The organism is Eubacterium xylanophilum ATCC 35991 (assembly GCF_000518685.1).
GTDB lineage: Bacteria > Bacillota > Clostridia > Lachnospirales > Lachnospiraceae > Eubacterium_F > Eubacterium_F xylanophilum.
Genome location: NZ_JAEB01000017.1, coordinates 1 through 15,677 on the forward strand (window position 1 = coordinate 1; position 15,677 = coordinate 15,677).

General features: G+C 38.8%; 23 protein-coding genes. All 23 read left to right on the forward strand.

What is annotated here, in order from left to right; genetic code table 11:
- Nucleotides 1–258 (forward strand): integrase core domain-containing protein (locus L877_RS0104950; RefSeq protein WP_026835153.1); only part of this gene is annotated, 258 nt, incomplete at its 5' end.
- Nucleotides 259–570: 312 nt separating this feature from the next.
- Nucleotides 571–1,737 carry an iron-containing alcohol dehydrogenase gene (locus tag L877_RS0104955; RefSeq protein ID WP_026835154.1) on the forward strand — a complete coding sequence of 389 codons (1,167 nt, stop codon included), beginning with the start codon at nt 571–573 and terminating at the stop codon, nt 1,735–1,737.
- Nucleotides 1,738–1,753: 16 nt separating this feature from the next.
- Nucleotides 1,754–2,344, forward strand: a complete 591-nt coding sequence (locus L877_RS0104960; RefSeq protein WP_026835155.1) for a hypothetical protein — start codon at nt 1,754–1,756, stop codon at nt 2,342–2,344.
- A gap of 75 nt (nt 2,345–2,419) precedes the next feature.
- Nucleotides 2,420–3,673, forward strand: a complete 1,254-nt coding sequence (locus L877_RS14535) for a hypothetical protein (RefSeq protein WP_341349133.1) — start codon at nt 2,420–2,422, stop codon at nt 3,671–3,673.
- A gap of 279 nt (nt 3,674–3,952) precedes the next feature.
- The gene (locus L877_RS12215; protein WP_084554777.1) at nt 3,953–4,561 is read left to right on the forward strand and encodes a GNAT family N-acetyltransferase; all 609 of its coding nucleotides are present in this window, start codon (nt 3,953–3,955) and stop codon (nt 4,559–4,561) included.
- A 7-nt stretch (nt 4,562–4,568) separates the two neighbouring features.
- Nucleotides 4,569–6,266: an EAL domain-containing protein gene (locus L877_RS13420; RefSeq protein ID WP_051437688.1), complete on the forward strand. Its 1,698-nt coding sequence runs from the start codon at nt 4,569–4,571 to the stop codon at nt 6,264–6,266.
- 20 nt (nt 6,267–6,286) lie between these two features.
- The gene (locus L877_RS14070) at nt 6,287–6,439 is read left to right on the forward strand and encodes a hypothetical protein (protein WP_156922986.1); all 153 of its coding nucleotides are present in this window, start codon (nt 6,287–6,289) and stop codon (nt 6,437–6,439) included.
- A gap of 199 nt (nt 6,440–6,638) precedes the next feature.
- A complete protein-coding gene (locus L877_RS13425; protein ID WP_051437689.1) occupies nt 6,639–7,070 on the forward strand; it encodes a GNAT family N-acetyltransferase in 432 nt (143 codons plus the stop codon).
- A 217-nt stretch (nt 7,071–7,287) separates the two neighbouring features.
- On the forward strand, nt 7,288–7,926 hold the full coding sequence (locus L877_RS0104985; RefSeq protein WP_026835156.1) for a GNAT family N-acetyltransferase: 639 nt from the start codon (nt 7,288–7,290) through the stop codon (nt 7,924–7,926).
- Nucleotides 7,856–8,506 carry a P-loop nucleotide/nucleoside kinase family protein gene (locus L877_RS0104990; RefSeq protein ID WP_341349134.1) on the forward strand — a complete coding sequence of 217 codons (651 nt, stop codon included), beginning with the start codon at nt 7,856–7,858 and terminating at the stop codon, nt 8,504–8,506. The genes L877_RS0104985 and L877_RS0104990 overlap by 71 nt, the downstream gene beginning before the upstream one ends.
- Nucleotides 8,482–8,766, forward strand: a complete 285-nt coding sequence (locus L877_RS12230; RefSeq protein ID WP_051437690.1) for a protein kinase family protein — start codon at nt 8,482–8,484, stop codon at nt 8,764–8,766. The genes L877_RS0104990 and L877_RS12230 overlap by 25 nt, the downstream gene beginning before the upstream one ends.
- Nucleotides 8,767–8,852: 86 nt before the next feature.
- The gene (locus L877_RS14250) at nt 8,853–8,990 is read left to right on the forward strand and encodes a hypothetical protein (RefSeq protein ID WP_207637230.1); all 138 of its coding nucleotides are present in this window, start codon (nt 8,853–8,855) and stop codon (nt 8,988–8,990) included.
- Nucleotides 8,991–9,140: 150 nt separating this feature from the next.
- Nucleotides 9,141–9,902: an EFR1 family ferrodoxin gene (locus L877_RS0105005; protein ID WP_026835158.1), complete on the forward strand. Its 762-nt coding sequence runs from the start codon at nt 9,141–9,143 to the stop codon at nt 9,900–9,902.
- Between the two features lie 10 nt (nt 9,903–9,912).
- Nucleotides 9,913–10,383 (forward strand): hypothetical protein, encoded by a 471-nt coding sequence (locus tag L877_RS0105010; protein ID WP_026835159.1) that lies wholly within the window; start codon nt 9,913–9,915, stop codon nt 10,381–10,383.
- 133 nt (nt 10,384–10,516) lie between these two features.
- Nucleotides 10,517–11,035 (forward strand): hypothetical protein, encoded by a 519-nt coding sequence (locus tag L877_RS0105020; RefSeq protein WP_026835160.1) that lies wholly within the window; start codon nt 10,517–10,519, stop codon nt 11,033–11,035.
- Nucleotides 11,036–11,238: 203 nt separating this feature from the next.
- Nucleotides 11,239–11,820, forward strand: coding sequence for a DUF6434 domain-containing protein (locus L877_RS0105025; protein WP_026835161.1), 582 nt, complete (start codon nt 11,239–11,241; stop codon nt 11,818–11,820).
- Nucleotides 11,821–11,867: 47 nt separating this feature from the next.
- A complete protein-coding gene (locus L877_RS0105030; RefSeq protein ID WP_034785125.1) occupies nt 11,868–12,089 on the forward strand; it encodes a YdbC family protein in 222 nt (73 codons plus the stop codon).
- Between the two features lie 135 nt (nt 12,090–12,224).
- On the forward strand, nt 12,225–13,145 hold the full coding sequence (locus L877_RS0105035) for an aldo/keto reductase (RefSeq protein ID WP_026835163.1): 921 nt from the start codon (nt 12,225–12,227) through the stop codon (nt 13,143–13,145).
- Between the two features lie 16 nt (nt 13,146–13,161).
- Complete coding sequence (locus tag L877_RS13430; protein WP_051437691.1) at nt 13,162–13,755, forward strand: Crp/Fnr family transcriptional regulator; 594 nt, start codon at nt 13,162–13,164, stop codon at nt 13,753–13,755.
- Nucleotides 13,756–13,766: 11 nt separating this feature from the next.
- Nucleotides 13,767–13,898 (forward strand): GNAT family N-acetyltransferase, encoded by a 132-nt coding sequence (locus L877_RS14540; RefSeq protein ID WP_156922987.1) that lies wholly within the window; start codon nt 13,767–13,769, stop codon nt 13,896–13,898.
- Complete coding sequence (locus L877_RS14255; protein ID WP_207637231.1) at nt 13,865–14,020, forward strand: GNAT family protein; 156 nt, start codon at nt 13,865–13,867, stop codon at nt 14,018–14,020. Before L877_RS14540 ends, L877_RS14255 begins: the two co-directional genes overlap by 34 nt.
- A gap of 131 nt (nt 14,021–14,151) precedes the next feature.
- A complete protein-coding gene (locus tag L877_RS0105050) occupies nt 14,152–14,802 on the forward strand; it encodes a class I SAM-dependent methyltransferase (protein ID WP_034785126.1) in 651 nt (216 codons plus the stop codon).
- A 249-nt stretch (nt 14,803–15,051) separates the two neighbouring features.
- The gene (locus tag L877_RS12240; RefSeq protein ID WP_051437692.1) at nt 15,052–15,669 is read left to right on the forward strand and encodes a class I SAM-dependent methyltransferase; all 618 of its coding nucleotides are present in this window, start codon (nt 15,052–15,054) and stop codon (nt 15,667–15,669) included.
- Nucleotides 15,670–15,677 lie beyond the last annotated feature (8 nt).

Below are 15,677 nucleotides of genomic sequence, written 5' to 3' on the forward strand. Positions count from 1 at the left end.
GTAGTTCAAAGTATGAATAGTGACGGTGGTCGCTGTCATGATAATGCTCGATGCGAGAGTATGTGGGCAAGGTTCAAAACGGAGCTTCTCTACGATAGATATGATACCAAATCTATGACTGTCAAAGAGTTAAAAACAGTTATCTGGAGGTACTTCATGTCCTATTGGAACAACCGAAGGATCTGCTCTGCTAACGGAGGACTCCCTCCTGCAGCTAAACGCAGGAAATACTATGATTCACAGCCCGTTGCGGCATAGTGATAAATTTTCCCAAAGAAATCTGCCAACCAATATTGACAATTTCATTTTGTTTAATGAAAAACTATCAGTACCTCAGGTAATATGTGTTGGTTTAATTGTTATCGGAATAGTAGGACTAAAATTATTAGCAAAGGAGTAAGCTTCTGGACATTTGCCCAGAAGCTCTTAATGTCTATTCAGTTTATGTGCAAAAACAGAAAAAACAAATCGCAATCTCGGTTGAATGAATACTTTAATAGTGATAAAATATAAAACATATGAAGATTTTATAGATGCAATATACTAAAAGAAAGTAAGGAGGAGGATATAATGTTAGGAAATTTTAGTTACAAGAATGCTACAAAGCTTTATTTTGGAGATGATTCCTTAAAGTTTTTAAATGATGAACTTCCAAAGTATGGAAAAAATGTTCAGCTCATTTACGGAGGCGGTTCTGTAAAGAAGAACGGTATCTATGATGCTGTTGTTGAGATTCTTAAGGCAAATGAAAAGAATATTATTGAATATGCCGGCGTGATGCCTAACCCTACAGTAGATAAGCTTCGTGAGGGTGTTAAGATTGCAAAGGAGAATAATGTTGACCTTCTTTTGGCTATTGGTGGAGGTTCATGCTGCGATTATGCTAAGGCGGTGTCGGTATCGGTTCACTGCGATGAGGACCCTTGGGAGAAGTATTATATTCGTTTTGAGGAGCCGACCTGTGAGATAGTTCCGGTGGGATGCATACTTACTATGGCAGGTACAGGCTCTGAAATGAATGCTGGTTCTGTAATTACCAATCACGAGACTCATCAGAAGATTGGACATGTATTTGGAGAAAATGTTATGCCAAAGTTTTCAATCCTGAATCCTAAATTTACTATGAGTCTTCCAAAGAGACAAATGGTTGCAGGTATTTATGACATTTTCAATCACATCTGTGAACAATATTTTTCGGGGGATGATGACAACACAAGTGATTACATTGCTGAAGCTTTGATGAAGTCTGTAATTCATTCATCACTTATCGCTGTCGAGAATCCGGAAGACTATGAGGCAAGATCCAATATCATGTGGACTGCAACATGGGCGCTTAATACGCTTATCTCCAGAGGAAAGAGCACTGACTGGATGGTGCACATGCTTGGACAGTCTGCAGGTGGATATACAGATGCAACACACGGAATGACGCTCTCAGCAGTTTCGCTGCCATATTACAGATATATTATGCCATACGGGCTTCAGAAGTTTAAGAGGTTTGCAACAGAGGTATGGGGAATTAATGCAGAAGGTAAATCGGATGAGGATGTGGCAAATGCTGGTCTTGCGGCAATGGAGGATTGGATGAAAAAACTCGGTGTTGCTATGAGTTTATCTGAGCTTGGCGCTACTGAGGATATGATTGAAGGTATTGCTGACGGAACATTTATCCTTGAAGGTGGTTATAAGGTTCTTACCAGAGATGAAGTTGTAAAGATTCTTAAGGAGAGTCTGTAAAGGAGGTAAAAAGCTGATGTCACAATTAAATCAGGAATCCCATGGTGCCGGGACAATGAACGAGCAACAGCTTGATCAGATAAGCCGCGCCTTATATAGCTACTGCAAAGTAATGAGTGAGCCTAAGATGGGACCGGCTCCCGCTGTGATTACTGTTCTTGTGGGGGTGATACCAGCTCTTCTCCTTACAGCTCTAGGGGAGAGCCTCTTGACGGCTGTGGTCGTAGGCGCCCCATTAATTGCTTTGTTTACTTTTCTTTTCTGGCTCGCCTACAGATATCGAGTGGGAGCCTCAAAAAAGCTCAACTCCTTTCTTGAAGAAGATGGCGGACGGATGATGTTCAGCGAGTTTGCCTCGGCACAGCGCTGTATGGGCGACCAATTTAGGCTTGGCAGACATTATCTGTTTATCAAAAGAGGAGCTGTGATCAGGATTAACAGCATTACCGATATAGTAAGGGTAGCTTGTCGTTCGGGTGTGGGGGTGAGCATTAAAGTAGAAGATGAGAGCGGAAAAATGACATTGCCGCTTTGCAGAGTGCATAGGTTTAATGACAGGGCAGAGATTGATGAGATACGTAGTGCAATTATGCAAAGGCAGGTATGAAATACAGGGAATAAGTGAGCGCAGTTTCTTGTCCTAACTGTCAAGAAGCAAAAGACGTTTTTGGGGAGAATAAGGATGACGAAAAAAAGAATTAAAACGATAATTGCATTCTCATTGCTTGTTATAGTCGTGACTGTTGGATTTTCTTTGTCGATACTGGACAGCAGGAAAGATGTTTGTCCTGATGAGAATACAAATATTCGACTTTACGGTGAATCGCACGGGGTAAAGGAATTTTACGATATCGAATTTGGATTATGGAAAGAGTATTACGATGAAGGTTATCGGGCACTTTTTGTTGAACTTCCGTATTTTACGGCAGAATTCCTTAATCTGTGGATGCAGGAAGACTCGGATGAGATCATAGATCAACTGTTTGAAGAAATTCAGGGAACTCAGAGCGGTAACGAGTATTATTATGAGTTTTTTCATGAGATAAAGGAGCAATGTCCGCAGACAGTGTTCTATGGAACGGATGTGGGTCATCAGTACGATACTACCGGGGCAAGATATCTGGAGTACCTTGATGTTAACGGCCTTGCGGAATCCGAGAATTATCGTCTTGCGAAGAGATGTATAGATCAGGGAATAGCATATCGGTCGGATGACTCTAACCATGATGGCATATCTGTCATAAGAGAATCATATATGGTATCCAACTTTACAGATGCATACTCCAGATGCGGAACCGATAAGATAATGGGTATTTATGGTTCCTATCATACCGATCTTGATAATCCCAATCTGATGGCAGGAAGACTGAAATCTTATTATGGAGATATATTAAGCAGTGTCAGGATTAGCACTTTGGTGTTTAGGGAGAACAGACCATACAGGCTCGGTTTTTGCATCACGGGATTTGTATTTCTGTTGATGCTATTTATCCCTAATATATACTGGGGAGTGAAAGCTAAACCGGAAGGATATGATGAGGCTGCCAAAAAAGAAAACAAGCTCTTGCTTTTATTTGAAAGGGCAGGGGAAGTGTCGGTAAGCTACTCGCTCCTGATATTCCCGGCACTTAACCCTTATATAAAACTGCTTCCTCAGAGAGTGTTCTATGAGGATAAGATCATTATGTGTTTCACCGCTTTTGTGCTTATGATTCTTTATGAGTGCTATTGGATCAAATATTTCAGAAGTGAGCGGACATTAAAGAATCAGTACAGTTCTTTTGCCGGATTCCCGGTGGCAGGAGCTACCCTTCCGGTAATTGCGGTTCTTTTCCTGGGACTGTATTCCATGAACCTTGTTGTGATTGTTTCCGGGGTTATCCTGGGAATCGGGCATATCGGAATACATTTGATGCACTATAAAGAAATCACGTGATAGTAAGAGAGGATTGTTGTAGATATGGACAAAAGTAGGCTGAGCAGGAAAAGGCTAGGAAAGAGAAAGCTAGGAAATCCAAAAAGAAGAATGCTAAGAAGAAAAAAACCAAGAAATTTTTAAAGCGAAAGCGTAAGAAAAAAAGAAGGTAAAAAGAATAATATATCTTTTTCTTGAATTTGTTATATGGTAAAATGAATATGATACATAGTTAAATTTCAGTTTTATGTACGATGGGGATTTGCTGAAGAAATAAGGCCTTAACTGAGGAGAAAAACAATGGTATATTACGAAGACGATAAACTGATCATCCGCGATATGGAAAGTGCGGATGCCCAAGTTTTTACAGATGAATTTACAGCCCAAGGTTGGCATCCGGATATTGCAGGATATTTGTCAAGATTGAAGGATCGTTCTGAGAATAAATGCATAGCTTTAACAGCAGTATATGAAAGATGTCCTGCTGGCTATGTGTATGTGTATATGTGTGCAAATGAGGGTTCGTTTAAGGATAAAGGCTGGCCTATCATTGTTGATTTTAATGTGCTGAAGAAGTATCAAAGAAGAGGTATTGGAAATCGATTGATGGATGCGGCTGAACAGGTTGCAAGCCAGTATGCGGACAATGTATGCCTTGGCGTTGGATTGTGTGACAGTTATGGTGCAGCACAGAGGATGTATGTCAAGCGTGGATACATTCCGGATGGCTCAGGAGTGTGGTATCAAGACAAGCAATGCGTTCAATATGAAACCCACAGAGGATTTGTGGAACCGGAAGATAAGGATGACTTCTTTGTGAATGGACAGGCTTCAAATCAGGTTCTGTGGGAGGATATTTTGTGTTTTAACTGGGAATGTATTATTGCCACAGCGCAGAGAGGAGAGTGACCTTGAAATGAATACTTACAAAAGAGGTTTGTTCCTGAAAGAGTTTGCTGAGATGATCGATTCAATGGTTGATTATGAGCACTTTTCAAGAGAAAGATTAGTAGACAATCTGTGCCGTATGGCTCGTTCGTTTCGCCTTACCAAAGTTGTTACGGAGTTTTATAAAAGCATTACAGATGAAAAAGACGGCAAAGGTGAAGTACTTTGTGATTTTGATGAGGGTCCGGCTGAAGTAGTAGTGATGAAAAAAGAAATCATAACTAAAATCGGCGCTATTGTGCGTATTACAGCCTATTCTTTGAAAGATATGGAAGACCTTGATGAAGAGGAAGAGCGATATCTTGCCATCGTTTTACGTTCATTAATGAGTTATGTCGGCCGTAACCGGCTGCAGACTGCTGTAGAAATCCTGGCATACCATGACGGAAATGGTTATCCTAATTTCGCGTATTATTTCCGTCATCTTGAAAAAATGAACAGACAGGGTGGCTTATATGGTTATACTGCTATTATGTACAACCTTAAACAGTTTTCTCTGATCAATCGCGACATAGGTTTAGAGCATGGTGACGTGGTGATGAGAGCTCATTTTGAGACTGTAAAAGCTTTGGTTGCGGATAGGGGCGCAGTATGCCGCGTCGGTGGTGATAATTTCGCAGCAATCTTTCCGACTGAACTTTTAGAGAGTGTTATTTCTTTTTTGGAGAATGCATCCATAGGATATGATCCTCAGATTTCAAGCACTGTAGAGGTATCTGCATACGTGGGAGTTTTTGTCATTCCGAAAGAATTCAGATTTGAGAGGCCGGGAAATATCGTTGAGATGATTATGCCTGCGTGCCAGGCCGCAAAAGCATCCGATAAGGGTGATGTGTATTATGCAAGCCTTAAGAATCTTGAGATGAAAGAGAATGTCTCGAGAGTACGCAGGCATTTTGAAGAGGCATTGGAAAAAGGCGAATTTAAGGCATACTATCAGCCCAAGGTAAATGTTGAAACCGGAAAAATCATCGGGGCAGAGGCTCTTTGCAGGTGGATCTGGGATGGAAAAACTATTCAGCCGATGGAATTCATTCCCATACTGGAGAGAAATACAGATATCTGCAGGCTTGATTTTTACATGCTTGATCTTGCATGCAAGGATATAAGAAGATGGCTGGATGAAGGGAAAAATGCGGTTAGAGTTTCAGTAAACTTTTCGAGAAAGCATTTGGTTAATCCGAAACTTCTTGATGATATTATAATTGTTCTGCAAAGAAATAATGTTCCGTATGAATATATCGAGATTGAGCTGACAGAGACTACATATGAAGGTGATTACCAAAAACTGAAAAATCTTGTTGAAGATTTCAGGAAGAATGGGATACATACCTCTATTGATGATTTTGGTGTCGGTTATTCTTCCTTAAACATCATAAGGGAGCTTCCGTGGAATGTAATGAAAATAGACAGAAGCCTTCTACCCATGAGCCATGCTGAAAAATATAACCCGGCAACGGTTGTCTACAAACACATAACAGCCATGGCTTCCGAGATGGGAATCGAGTGCCTTACGGAAGGCGTTGAGACTGTCGAGCAGCTTAATATTCTCAGAGAAAATTCCTGTATGTATGCTCAGGGCTACTATTTTGATAAACCGCTTCCGTTAGATGAATTTGAGAAAAGAATGGAGATCGGATTATACAGTGTAAAGGATGAAGAGTAAAATCCCATGGTGCCGGGACAATGAACGAGCAACAGCTTGATCAGATAAGTCGCGCCTTATATAGCTACTGCAATGTAATGAGTGAGCCTAAGATGGGACCGGCTCCCGCTGTGATTACTGTTCTTGTGGGGATGATACCAGCTCTTCTCCTTACAGCTCACCCCCTTTCTTGAAGAAGATGGCGGACGGATGATGTTCAGCGACTTTGCCTCGGCACAGCGCTGTATGGGCGACCAATTTAGGCTTTGCAGAGTGCATAGGTTTAATGACAGGGCAGAGATTGATGAGATACGTAGTGCAATTATGCAAAGGTAGGTATGAAATACAGGGAATAAGTGAGCATAATTGCTATTGTTACTTATGAGGATATTTATGAGAGTTGAATTATACGAGGATGGGAATTGGTTACTGTCGGGAGAGGCATTTTCAATCTATTCTTCCTGTATGTACCAGCCTACATATGGGGATTACAAGACACAAATGGAAGACTATTTATCTGATTCATCGATTAAAGTATTTGTATATGAAGATTTAGGCAGGAAAACAGGCATGATAGTCCTAAAACTTTTAGCAGATGCTGCAGAGATTATTGGAATAGCTGTATCTGCTAATTTCCGTTGTAAGGGAATTGGAAAACAACTGATACAACATGTAATGGAATCGGAAAATCTAAAAAGTATCATTGCTCAAACGGATGGGGATTCGATTGATTTCTATCGTAAATGTGGATTTTCAGAGAAAAAAAGTATTATTGAATATCCTGATGGGGAAGTAGTTCGATATAATTGCGTTCTGGTTAAATAGATACATTATACGAAGGATATGGCAACAACCGCATAATAAATTCAGGTTTGTTGATGTATTATCTTCTAGCATAATGTAGTTAAGAAACACAGCAGTATGCTAAATAAATCTTTTACTTGGGTTTAAGGTGTGCTACAATAAAAATGGTAGTAATTTATTGGTGATAACAAATCGCGGTTTGTAGGGATAATATGACTTTAGAATTGGGGTGTTGGTAATGAATAAAGTTGAATATAAAAAATATGACAGCTCGTACGAAGAAGAGGTATTAAAGGTTTTCGTTGAGTCTTTTGTTAATTATCCTCTTTTTTGGGGAGTTTTCGAAGACCGCTTTAAGTCTGATGAAAAACTTCGCAGTTTCCATGAGCGTCTTATGAAGGGAATATTTAAAGCAACTATTCGTAAAGATGAATGCTATATAGGTTGCTTGGACAGAAAGGTTGTGTCTATTGTAATAATTGAGAAGCCATCAGATAAACCCGTTGGCTTTTGGGATTATGCCGTAAGCGGAATGGCAGGTATTATAGCGCGAGTTGGTATTAAGGATACCCTTGAATTTATGGATATGTCAGATAAAACTGAAATAGTTGTAAAAAAAATTTCGGATCCCCGCTGGCATTTGTATTTCCTGTCAGTTGCCCCTGAATACCAGAATCAGGGTATCGGATCTAGTGCGATACAGGATTTTCTTATACCTATGGTAAAAGAAAATGGTGGAAACTTAATTACCGTAACTACCAATGCTAAGAAAAATGTGGAATTTTATACTAAAAACGGATTCTCACTTGTTAAAGAAGAAACCCTTGAATGTAAGGGAAAATCTGTTGGAAACTGGACTTTCAGAATGGATATATAAAGATGAAACACATTATTGCTGTTCATCATCAGACGGAGGTATTATGATAATAATTCTTACAGGTGCATCCCATACGGGAAAGACACTACTTTCTCAGCGGATGATGGAAAAATATAAAATCCCATATATTTCGATAGATCATCTAAAGATGGGGCTGATTAGAAGCGGGAATACATCGCTGACACCGAACGATGATGAGGAGATGACGATATATATCTGGCCAATAGTCAGGGAGATGATTAAGACTGCCATAGAGAATAAGCAAAGTTTAATAGTTGAAGGCTGCTATATTCCATATGAATGGCGCAAGGATTTCAGCGAAGAGTATCTGAAAAATATAAGATTTATCTGCCTGGTAATGACGGATAAATATATTGACGCACATTTTGATGAGATAAGAAATCATGCTTCGGATATTGAGGAAAGACTCGATGATTCGGACTTAACCATTGACTGGATTAAGGCAGAAAATAAAAGGTTTGCGGACGGCTTCAAAGCGGTGGGTGAGGAGACTAATTTGATTGATACCAACTACGAGCAGACATTGGAGAAAGTATGTTTTTTGAAGACTGTGTGCTGAAGATATTGGATAGCAGACTTTATGATGATGAACCAAGTATCCGGGTGATGAACTGGCTTGAGGGGAAAATCCCTGCTCCTAAGGCTTTAGCTTTTGAAAAGAATGAGAATTATCAGTATCTTTTGATGAGCAGAATACCCGGAGAAATGTCATGCAGTGAGTTCTATCTGGAACATCCGAAGAAGTTGGTAAATATACTGGCAGAGGCTCTGAAAATGCTTTGGAGCGTAGATATTTCTGATTGCCCTAAATATTTATAGAGGATGGAAAAATTAGCGGATTCATAGATGTAGGAGGAACCGGTGTTGGGGATAAATGGAATGATATCGCATTATGTTATCGTAGTTTGAAGCATAACTTTGATGGAACATATGGTGGAAAGGTCTATCCTGACTTTGATCCCGATATGCTTTTTGAAGCACTCGGCATAGAACCGAATTGGGAGAAGATAAACTATTTTATTCTGTTGGATGAGCTTTTCTAAGTTTTATCGGATAATGTTTGAGTCTTAACCGTATTGCCTAAAATGAGATGATATTAGGCGGAAAAATTGCCTAATAGGTAAGAAAAGATGCATTTGTTTGATTTTGTATACAGAAATCTCGGTAGACATTTGCTTACGGGGGTGTAAAAAATGGTTGGTATTTATTTTAGTGGGACGGGCAATTCAAAATATGCGGCGGAGTTATTCTGTAAAGAGTATGACAAAGAATCCGTTGCATATTCTATAGAGGATAGAGAAGCATTAGCTGCAGTAGCAGATGCGGATCTTATCATATTTGCATATCCGGTTCAGTTTAGTACAGTTCCGAAGATCATGCGAGATTATATTTCAGATCACAATGAGCTGTGGAAGAACAAGAAGGTTTTCGTAATCGCAACGATGGGGCTTTTCAGCGGTGATGGCTCAGGGATGCTCGGACGTCTTTTGCAATGCTATGGCGCTGAAGTAATAGGTGGACTCCATCTTAAGATGCCGGACAGTATAGCAGATGAGAAGGCATTAAAGCGTCCACTTGAAAAGAACAGAGAACTTGTAAAACAGGCGGATCAGAAGATAAAAGAATCTGTAAAGCGGTTAAAAGCCGGCGATCCAACACAGGAAGGTATAGGTGCTTTGTACAGGTTGGCCGGTTTCTTGGGACAGAGAGCATATTTTGGCCATAAGACTAGGGGATATTCTTCAAAGCTTAAGGTTGATACTGATAAATGTATTGGATGCGGACTATGTGAAAAGCTGTGCCCGATGAAGAACATTGCCATCAAGGATCAAAAAGCAGTATCAAGTGACCGATGTACTATGTGTTATCGCTGTGTCAATAAATGTCCTGGACAGGCACTTACTCTTCTTGGAAAAAGGGTTGTAGAACAGTGTGGGATTGAGAAGTATATATAAGGAGAGTTCAATGAGAAAAATAATTGGTACTGTTTTTATAATATTTTTGATTATGATTGTTCTATCCCATGTAGTAATATGTTTTGTCAACAATCATATTGCAAAGGGGATGGAGCGTCAATTGCTTGAATGCCCGATTCCGCCCAATAGTGAGATGCTTGATTCTGCTTCTATTGCGGGGAAAATGCAAGGTAACGGAAATGGTATGCAATGGTTCGGAATTATACTTATCAAGAGTGAAATGAACGAGGATGAGTTGTCAAAATGGTATAATAGCCGTGTGAATACAGAAGGAGCAGATGAAGAAATCTATGTCATAAAACAGGAAGCGCCTGAAATATTCGAGTACGGAAATTATCGCTTTAAGAATTATTCTGGTGAAGACCATTGCTATCAGATTCAGTTCTTCAAAAATATTCCTGTTGGATTTGAAACATCAATATGGGAAGTGTTTTTAAACAATGACCTGCGTGGGCATTGATAAATGTGTGTTTGAGGAGGAAAACTATGATGCATGTATTTGATAGTTTTGATGATAAGGATTTGATTTCGGAATTATTGAATGGTATGTATGCTGAACTTCCGGAAAAGAAACTAAAGTGAAAGGAAATATTATGAAAAAAGAAGGAATAATCAGAATTATTGTAATTACTATTATATTTATAATTTTTTCTTATTTTTCGGTTGGATATACATATGATATTTTTAATTCTGGAGTGGAACAACTTAGAGAATTACATACCGATGCAGATAGTATTAATAATATAAATATTGATGGAACTGATTTCACACCGGTATTTAGGTTAATGGGATTTGGTGTGAATGGTTTTTTAGATATAATAGAAATTATGATTTATTGTATATTTGCTTTTATTATAATGATGGTTAGTTTAATCCTATCTATTTTGCTTAGATTTATTGGGCTGAAAAAGGCAAAAATTGTATCTGAAAAAGAGAAAATTGCAACCAAGTGGATTTTCCTTGGTTTTATAATTGTATCTATCCTAACGGGACTTATACTTACAAGATTTACCGTTATAATACCTCTTTTGGTCTATACCTCTATATGGGTGGCTATAAGTTGGTTTATGTATGTGAGACAATTAATGAAATTTACAAATATACCTGAATGATGTAAAAGTATATGATTGCGTATTTCATGGTGATTTAATAATGCAAAGTTAAAATTGCAAGTTTTATAAATATTGAAATGGACGAGTATAAGAAAAATCAAGGATAGATTGGTAGTTTGTTCTTTTTTGTGAAAGAACTCGATAAATTCAAGTTTGTCGGGATGAACGATAGAACATAATACCAGAAAATATTGGAGGACAGTATGCCTGAAAGACCTACACTAACATTGGGATTAAAGAGACAAGATTTTCTTGAATATTATTACCTAAAGGAAGAACTTGTAAAGTTCTGCCACGATAACGGGTTGCCTGCTTCCGGTGGAAAACAAGAGCTTACTGAAAGGATTGCATACTATCTTGATACGGGAAAAATCAAGAATTCATCGGGGACAGCATCTACTAAAAGAAAGGCAAAGATAACCACTATAACAGAGGCCAGTAAAATTGAAGAGAACATTATTTGTTCGGAGGTTCATAGAGCCTTTTTTAAGAGCAAAATAGGGGAGTCATTTTCTTTCAATGTCACATTTCAAAAATGGCTCAAAGCGAATTCCGGGAAAACATATGGTGATGCCATTGATGCTTATTATGAGATCAAAAGAACAGCAAAGCAGGGGCAGACCGTTATTGGAAAACAGTTTGAGTATAATACCTATATCAGGGATTTCTTTGCAGATAACAAAGGCGCTTCGCTGGATGATGCTATAAGATGCTGGAAGTATAAGAAAAGCCTCAAAGGTCAAAACAAATATGAGAGATCTGATCTTAAAGCGTTGGAACAGTAAACCGGAATATAACGTAACTTAAAAAATCGAAATTTGTGGAGGACGATATGAAACTCAAATTCGAAATATATAAACACATTGGAGATATATCACAGTCAAACAACGGATGGACAAAAGAACTGAACTATGTCAGTTGGGATGATAGAGAACCTGTCTATGACATTCGCACCTTGTCATCTGATCATACTGAATATGGAAAAGGTGTGACAATTACCCAAGGTGAAATGAAAAGGCTCCAGGAATTGATTAAAGATAGGGTAGTATTTTAAGCAAATTCCAGTTTGTCGAGATAAACGATAGAACATAATACCGTAAGAAAAAAACTTCATGAATTAACATACATCAATGCAAGAGTTATCGATAAATGATATCTTGTCTTCATAAGAAATGAAGGAGGTATATTGATGATGAAAGATGTGATGATAGGTACATGGGCATGGGGCCCGGGAAATAATGGCTCCAAAATGGTATTCGGACAGAATTATGATGAAAAAATTTTGAAGGATACCTTCGAGGAATCTGTAAGACTCGGGTTTACCAAATGGGATACGGCCGCCGTGTATGGTATGGGCTCCTGTGAAAAGCTTCTTGGGAAGTTCATAAAAGGGGGTGATGATATATTTCTCTCAACAAAGTATTTTCCTAACAAGAAGTTTAGAACAGGTGATCTGGAGAAATCCTTCGAGGAAAGTATGACGAGGCTCGGTCTTAACTTTGCTGATCTTTACTGGATACATAAACCGATTAATCTTAAAGAAAATCTGAAGGATGCCATACCTCTTCTGAAGGATGGACGCATCAAGTCTATCGGAATATCCAACGTATCCTTGCAGGATATAAAGATGGCAGAAGATGTTCTATCTAAAGAAGGTTTTAAACTCGGGGCTGTTCAGAATCATTTCAGTCTGCTTAGGAACGACCAGCAGCCGATCATCGATTACTGCAATAGTAAAGGTATAACATATTATGCATATATGGTTCTTGAACAGGGTGCGCTTGCGGGAAGATATAATGCCAATCATCATTTCCCTACATTTTCAATGAGGAATCTGGCTTTTCCGAAGAGAAAGTTTAAGAAAATAGAAGAGCTTCTGGGATTAATGAATCAGATAGCTTTGAAGTATGGTATAGATAAGTCGCAGGTCCCGATTTTGTGGGCTATTGCTAAAGGCGCTGTTCCGATAGTCGGTATAACAAAGAAAAAATATGCAGAGCTTCTTGCCAATGCATTAAGAGTTAGTCTTGAGCCTGCTGAAATCGATAAGCTTACTTCGGCAGCTGCAGAAACGGGAATAAGGCAGCAAGGGGTATGGGAACCACAATAATTAAGGAAGGTTTACAATGGATAAAGATTACATAGTTGAACAATTGATGAAGCTTTCCGTTGAGTATAACATACCGGCAGAAAAGGAAGTCCTCGGTGAACTGATCGCTATGTCCAGTTTTAGAGTTATCAACAAAGGAGCTTTAATTGCGTCTGTCGGTGATGATACCGAGTATGGTGGCTTAATGCTTAGCGGTCTGGCACGTTCATATTATATTGATAGCGACGGAAATGATATAACCAGAGGGTTTGCTATAGAAGGATCGCTCTTAATGGATGAAGGGTTCTTTGGATACGAAGAGCGTATGTGCATGTGGGAGGCTTTGGAAGACTCCACCGTTATGCTCTGTGCGACATCCAAAGTGAGGGAACTGATTCATAGTAATGCAGCATTCAAGGATTTATGGATACTTATTCTTGAGAGCTCAGTGCGTTATAAATTATATAGGGAGAACGGCTTTTTGGTCGAGAATGCTACTGAGAGATATATCCATTTCAAAAAGTTATTTCCAAATGTATATAGCCGTGCTCCGCAAAAACATATTGCGACATATCTGGGCATTACCCCTGAATCTCTAAGCAGAATCAAAAGTGCTATGAAGGATGACTAGATAAAGGTACAATGTATGTTCTTGAAGAAGATGGAATCAAAGGGGTATGTGTTGTCATCGATGCGGGTTATAATGTTCTTGAAATCAAAAATATAGCAATTTTGCCGCAGTGCCATGGAAAAGGATATGGAAGGCTCTTGTAGAAAAGGCTGAAGAATGGGCTAACGAGAATGACATAGCTCTTATGAGACTGAATTCGGGAGCATCCAGAAGCGGTGCTCATGAGTTCTACAGACATCTCGGTTATGCATCCGAGAAGAACTAGCTGAGATTTGTAAAAAGATTATAATGAATATGCAGATGCACCATCTGATAACTGATTGGATGGTACATTTTAAACGAATATATACCAGTTTTATAGACGATGACAAATCGCAGTTTATGGAGGTATGAAAGATGCTTGAAAAAATGGGTGAATTTTTTGATGCCAGATTAAGTGGGTACGAAGAACATCAATTAACCTGTATTGATTCCGCAAAGGAATTCTATCCGTATACAGCAAGCTGCCTGCCACAAATTGCCGGCACACGCCTTCTTGATTTGGGCTGCGGTACAGGGTTGGAACTTGGTTACTATTTTGAACTGGTGCCTTCGGCAGAGGTTACGGGCATCGACCTTGCACCGGGTATGCTTGAGGCACTGCGCAACAAATTTCCTGATAAGAATATGACTTTGATTTTGGGCTCGTATTTTGATGTGCCGTTTGGCGAGAATTCTTTTGATGCAGCGGTGTCTGTGGAATCTCTTCACCATTTTATAGGGGAGGAGAAAATACGACTGTATGAGAAACTCCTAAAAGCGCTGAAACCCGGAGGAAGCTTCATCCTTACGGATTATTTTGCAAAGTCCGATGAAGAAGAGTGTTTTCGCCGTGCAGAGCTGCTTCGCTTGAAAAAAGAACAAAACATAGCGGACGATACTTTTTATCATTACGATACTCCATTAACAGTTGAACACGAAATAGAAGCCTTAAATAAAGCGGGTTTTTCATCTGTTTCAGTTTTAAACAGCTGGGGACCGACTTCTGTGCTGAAAGCAATCGAATAAATTCAGGTTTGTCGATGCATTATCTTCCAGCATAATGTAGTTAAGAAACACAGCAGTATGCTAAATAAATCTTTTACTTGGGTTTAAGGTGTGCTACAATAAAAATGGTAGTAATTTATTGGTGATAACAAATCGGGATTTGGTGAAGAAAAGTGAATTTTTTGACGTATGGTGATAAAAAAAGCAGTCGATACTATTCTGTTATAGAAAAGCAGATATACGATGAGACATTAATAGGAGAATGATGTTATGAGTAAATTTGCAGAATACATAGGAAGCCAGTTTGGAAATCCACATGGCTTTGTCGGAAGAATCTGTTGTGTCATTATGAATGTAATAAACAAATCAATGTATAAAAAGACAGTTGATTTAATTGACGCTAAATCTGATGACAAAGTTATGGATATTGGGTACGGGAATGGTTATCTCTTGAAGTACTTATACAAAAAAACAAAATCTGACTTGTATGGAATTGATATTTCTTCGGATATGCTAAAACGGGCTACAGAGAGAAATAAAACGGCAGCGAAGCAGGGGAAATTGCATTTGCAGATAGGAGATTGTTGTGATTTACCTTACGATGATGATTTCTTTTTTGCAGTTTCATCAATAAATACTGTATATTTTTGGAGAGATGCTGTAAAAGGTCTTTCAGAGATTTACAGAGTATTAAAGGCAGGAGGTTCATTTTACAATGTTGTTTATACGAAAGAATTTCTTGATGATTTAGCATATACAAAAAAAGGTTTCAAGAAGTTTGAGCCTGAACAATTGGTAGCCATTGGGAAACAAGCTGGTTTTGATAATATTCAGGTTAAGGATATTGCAAAAGGAAAAAGTTTTGTAGTGATATATTCAAAGAATTAAACAAAATC

Coding starts and splice junctions, on each gene's coding strand:
- L877_RS0104955 (WP_026835154.1), top strand. CDS start 571: ATGTTAGGAAATTTTAGTTACAAGAATGCTACAAAGCTTTATTTTGGA.
- L877_RS0104960 (WP_026835155.1), top strand. CDS start 1,754: ATGTCACAATTAAATCAGGAATCCCATGGTGCCGGGACAATGAACGAG.
- L877_RS14535 (WP_341349133.1), top strand. CDS start 2,420: ATGACGAAAAAAAGAATTAAAACGATAATTGCATTCTCATTGCTTGTT.
- L877_RS12215 (WP_084554777.1), top strand. CDS start 3,953: ATGGTATATTACGAAGACGATAAACTGATCATCCGCGATATGGAAAGT.
- L877_RS13420 (WP_051437688.1), top strand. CDS start 4,569: ATGAATACTTACAAAAGAGGTTTGTTCCTGAAAGAGTTTGCTGAGATG.
- L877_RS14070 (WP_156922986.1), top strand. CDS start 6,287: ATGAACGAGCAACAGCTTGATCAGATAAGTCGCGCCTTATATAGCTAC.
- L877_RS13425 (WP_051437689.1), top strand. CDS start 6,639: ATGAGAGTTGAATTATACGAGGATGGGAATTGGTTACTGTCGGGAGAG.
- L877_RS0104985 (WP_026835156.1), top strand. CDS start 7,288: ATGAATAAAGTTGAATATAAAAAATATGACAGCTCGTACGAAGAAGAG.
- L877_RS12230 (WP_051437690.1), top strand. CDS start 8,482: ATGTTTTTTGAAGACTGTGTGCTGAAGATATTGGATAGCAGACTTTAT.
- L877_RS0105005 (WP_026835158.1), top strand. CDS start 9,141: ATGGTTGGTATTTATTTTAGTGGGACGGGCAATTCAAAATATGCGGCG.
- L877_RS0105010 (WP_026835159.1), top strand. CDS start 9,913: ATGAGAAAAATAATTGGTACTGTTTTTATAATATTTTTGATTATGATT.
- L877_RS0105020 (WP_026835160.1), top strand. CDS start 10,517: ATGAAAAAAGAAGGAATAATCAGAATTATTGTAATTACTATTATATTT.
- L877_RS0105025 (WP_026835161.1), top strand. CDS start 11,239: ATGCCTGAAAGACCTACACTAACATTGGGATTAAAGAGACAAGATTTT.
- L877_RS0105030 (WP_034785125.1), top strand. CDS start 11,868: ATGAAACTCAAATTCGAAATATATAAACACATTGGAGATATATCACAG.
- L877_RS0105035 (WP_026835163.1), top strand. CDS start 12,225: ATGATGAAAGATGTGATGATAGGTACATGGGCATGGGGCCCGGGAAAT.
- L877_RS13430 (WP_051437691.1), top strand. CDS start 13,162: ATGGATAAAGATTACATAGTTGAACAATTGATGAAGCTTTCCGTTGAG.
- L877_RS14540 (WP_156922987.1), top strand. CDS start 13,767: ATGTATGTTCTTGAAGAAGATGGAATCAAAGGGGTATGTGTTGTCATC.
- L877_RS0105050 (WP_034785126.1), top strand. CDS start 14,152: ATGCTTGAAAAAATGGGTGAATTTTTTGATGCCAGATTAAGTGGGTAC.
- L877_RS12240 (WP_051437692.1), top strand. CDS start 15,052: ATGAGTAAATTTGCAGAATACATAGGAAGCCAGTTTGGAAATCCACAT.